This window comes from Mesorhizobium sp. M0293, from assembly GCF_040321735.1.
GTDB lineage: Bacteria > Pseudomonadota > Alphaproteobacteria > Rhizobiales > Rhizobiaceae > Mesorhizobium.
Genome location: NZ_JAMYSA010000231.1, coordinates 1 through 3,635, shown reverse-complemented (window position 1 = coordinate 3,635; position 3,635 = coordinate 1). Strand labels below are relative to the sequence as shown.

The following is a 3,635-nucleotide window of genomic DNA, read 5'->3' as shown; positions in this document are numbered from 1 at the left end:
ACCGAAATCATTCGCCAAGTCTGCGATCCGCCCAGACGGAGCAAAAGCCAATCCGCAGCAGCAAGGATCGCCGGCATAGCGTAAAGTTAGCGCCTATGGGGTGCTGCCCCTCCGACCTGTCAGCTAATTGTGGCTGTGCCTTCAGTCTTTTGGTTGGGTGACTGACGCCGAAAAGTAGCGATCCTTCACACCCCCCTCTGTCCTGCCGGACATCTCCCCCGCAAGGGGGGAGATCGGATGTCGCCCTGGTTTTCGCCAATTGCCAGCGCCACCGTTACCCACAAAAAAGGCGGCGCCCGGTTCCAGGCGCCGCTTTGATGTTTTTCGTAACCGATCCCGGTTTTACGCCGCCGGCTGGGCCTCGATGGTGCGCAGCGCCTGGGTCTGGCGCTTGGCGGCGGCCTTGACCGCGTCCTGCACCTTCTCGAAGGCGCGCACCTCGATCTGGCGCACGCGCTCGCGGCTGATGTCGAACTCGGACGACAGCTCTTCCAGCGTCAGCGGCTCCTCGGCGAGGCGACGGGCCTCGAAGATGCGCCGTTCGCGCTCGTTGAGCACCGCAAGAGCGCCCGACAGCATGCCGCGCCGGTTCTCCAGCTCGTCCTGCTCGATCAGCATCTCTTCCTGGCTTTCGTGGTCGTCGACCAGCCAGTCCTGCCATTCGCCGGACTCGCCTTCGCTCGCCCGGATCGGGGCGTTGAGCGAGGCGTCGCCGGACAGGCGGCGGTTCATCGACACCACTTCGGCTTCGGAAACGTTCAGCCTGGTGGCGATCTCGGCGATCTGGTCGGGCTTCAAGTCGCCGTCGTCGAGCGCCTGGATCTTGCCCTTCACCTTGCGCAGGTTGAAGAACAGGCGCTTCTGATTGGCTGTCGTGCCCATCTTGACCAGGCTCCACGAGCGCAGGATGTACTCCTGGATCGAGGCCTTGATCCACCACATGGCATAGGTCGCGAGGCGGAAGCCGCGCTCGGGTTCGAATTTCTTGACGGCCTGCATCAGGCCGACATTGCCTTCCGAGATCACTTCGCCGATCGGCAGGCCGTAGCCGCGATAGCCCATGGCGATCTTGGCGACGAGCCTGAGGTGGCTGGTCACGAGCTTATGCGCAGCGGAGGTGTCTTCATGCTCGGCGTAACGCTTGGCGAGCATGTACTCTTCCTGCGGCTGCAGCATGGGAAAGCGGCGGATTTCTTCCAGGTAGCGGCTGAGGCCGCCTTCGCCGGAAACGATACTGGGTAATGACTGGGCCATGATAGCGCCCCCTCTCTATTGGAGTGATGCCCCCGAAACGCGGCGGACATATGACGCGAGCACCAAATGGCTCGCTCGCGACGCAGTTGTTATACAGGAACAAAACCAGAAAAGACAGGCTTTGTTCAACACGAAACAGTGTGTCACGTTGAAGTGAACAATGCCGCTCAGGTTTTTCTGGGGCAGGTTCAGAGCTTGCGAAAGCCGCCTACGAGTTCCTCCATGTCGCTCGGTATAGGCGCCTCGAACCTCATCGTTAGATGGGTAGTGGGGTGACGAAATGCAAGGAGCCAGGCATGCAAAGCTTGCCGGGAAAATGCCTTGACCTGACTTTTCAGCGGTTCGGGCAGCCGGTTGGCCTTGGTGCGGAAGGCCAGGCCATAGTCGGGGTCGCCGATCACCGGATGGCCGATATGCGCCATGTGGACGCGGATCTGATGGGTGCGGCCGGTCTCGAGCCGACATTCGACCAGGCTTGCCGTGGCGAACTCCTGTTGTGTCTCGCCGAAACGCTCCTGCACGGCAAAGTGGGTGACCGCATGGCGGGCGTCGTCGCGTCCTTCCGGCACCACGGCACGGCGCACGCGGTCGGCGGCGCGGCCGAGCGGCGCATCAACCTTTCCGGTCGGTCTCTGCGGTATGCCCCAGACCAGCGCCAGGTAGGCGCGTTCGAGATCGCCGGTCAGGCCGTGATCGGCGAAGGCTTCGGACAGTGACTTGTGGGCGCGGTCGGTCTTGGCCACCACCATGACGCCACTGGTCTCCTTGTCGAGCCGGTGCACGATGCCCGGCCGGCGCACGCCGCCGATACCTGAAAGACTGTCGCCGCAATGATGGATCAGCGCGTTGACCAGCGTGCCGGTCCAGTTGCCGGCGCCGGGATGCACGACAAGCCCGGCAGGCTTGTTGATGACGATCAGCTCGTCGTCCTCATAGAGCACATCGAGCGCGATGTTTTCGCCTTGCGGTTCGGCCGGCTCCGGCTCCGGCATGTTGACCGACACGCTTTCGCCTGGCGTCATCTTGCGCTTGGTCTCGTCGATGCGCTTGCCGTTGACGCTCACCGCGCCCTGCCTGATCAGCATCTGCACGCGGCTGCGCGACATGTCCGGACCGAGGCTGGCCGCCAGCCACTGGTCGAGGCGCTGACCGGTCGCATCCGCGCCCGCTACCAGCACGGTCGGCGCCGCCTCTATCAATTCAGGGGCCTCTTCGCTATGAGCGCTCATTGAAAAACCGTTCCGGACTATTTTGCCATGGCCAATGCCGAGGAAGACCAAGAGAAGCCGCTCGACCCCGAGATCGACAAGGTGCGCGGCAAGCTCATCCGCTTCATGGCCATCAATCTCGGCCTGCTTTTGCTGGCTCTTATGGTGGTGATCGCGGCGGTTGTCTACAAATCCCGCAAAGCATCTCCTGAGAACCCGCCGCTGACCGGCGATATCCAGACACCCGCCGGCGAACCGGTCAGCGGCGATATCGTGCTGCCGGTCGGCGCCAGGGTGGTCAGCCAGTCGCTGTCCGGCAATCGCGTCTCGATCGACGCCGAGCTTGCCGACGGCAGCCGCACGATCTTCATTTATGATATCGCCGCACGCCGCCTGATCGGCCGTTTTGCGATCCGCAACAAATGAAAGGTTTCGCCGAACACCGCCGCATCGCGACCGTCGCCCTGGTAGTCGCCAGCTATGACGAGGCGATTGCCTGGTATGTCGAGCGGCTTGGCTTCCTGCTTACCGACGATATCGATCTCGGCGGCGGCAAGCGCTGGGTCACGGTCGCGCCGGCCAGCGGGCAAGGCGCCAGGCTGCTGCTGGCCGAGGCTTCCGACGAGGCACAAAGCATAAGCATCGGCAACCAGACCGGCGGCCGAGTTTTTCTCTTCCTCGAAACCGACGATTTTGCCCGCGACCATGCGGCAATGCTGGAGAGAGGCGTCGAATTCCGCGAAGCACCGCGCTTCGAGCCCTACGGCACGGTGGCCGTTTTCGCCGATCTGCACGGCAATCTCTGGGACCTGATCGAGCCGAAACGATAGGCTTTGTGGCCGGCTTTCTACCGATGTGGCAAAGCTGGTCGAACCCCAGTTGCTTTTTCCCAGCGCGCAGCCTATATCGCCGGTTCTTGAGCGCGCCCATCGTCTAGCGGTCAGGACACCGCCCTCTCACGGCGGGAACAGGGGTTCGATTCCCCTTGGGCGTACCAAAGATTTCAACAAATTCGCAGAATGCCATCGCGCACCCCGCACGCCCACCATGTGGCCGCAGCCTTGAAGAGCCCAATGGCACCGGTCGTGTCCCATGAGGTGGTGTAGCTCGGCGGTAGCGAAGCTGCTCGCGAGCGCGCCGTTGGTAGCGCTGTAGCGAGCGAGCGGCTTTGCG

4 protein-coding genes and 1 tRNA gene are annotated in these 3,635 nt (G+C 62.9%); 3 read left to right on the top strand and 2 right to left on the bottom strand.

The features are described 5' to 3' along the window. Positions 1–342: 342 nt before the first annotated feature. Together rpoH and NKJ06_RS34860 are read right to left on the bottom strand one after the other, a co-directional pair. Positions 343–1,254, bottom strand: a complete 912-nt coding sequence (gene rpoH / locus NKJ06_RS34865) for an RNA polymerase sigma factor RpoH (RefSeq protein WP_013529255.1) — start codon at positions 1,252–1,254, stop codon at positions 343–345. A gap of 188 nt (positions 1,255–1,442) precedes the next feature. Beyond that, entirely contained in the window at positions 1,443–2,483 is a 1,041-nt protein-coding gene (locus tag NKJ06_RS34860) for an RluA family pseudouridine synthase (RefSeq protein WP_352636284.1), read from the bottom strand. 27 nt (positions 2,484–2,510) lie between these two features. On the opposite strand from NKJ06_RS34860, the gene NKJ06_RS34855 reads away from it, so the two are divergent. The 3 genes from NKJ06_RS34855 (at position 2,511) to NKJ06_RS34845 (ending at position 3,459) form a co-directional block, all read left to right on the top strand. Beyond that, positions 2,511–2,888 (top strand): fimbrial protein, encoded by a 378-nt coding sequence (locus NKJ06_RS34855; RefSeq protein WP_352636283.1) that lies wholly within the window; start codon positions 2,511–2,513, stop codon positions 2,886–2,888. Beyond that, positions 2,885–3,292 carry a VOC family protein gene (locus tag NKJ06_RS34850; protein ID WP_352636281.1) on the top strand — a complete coding sequence of 136 codons (408 nt, stop codon included), beginning with the start codon at positions 2,885–2,887 and terminating at the stop codon, positions 3,290–3,292. Before NKJ06_RS34855 ends, NKJ06_RS34850 begins: the two co-directional genes overlap by 4 nt. A gap of 92 nt (positions 3,293–3,384) precedes the next feature. Further along, a tRNA-Glu gene (locus tag NKJ06_RS34845) sits at positions 3,385–3,459 on the top strand. Positions 3,460–3,635 lie beyond the last annotated feature (176 nt).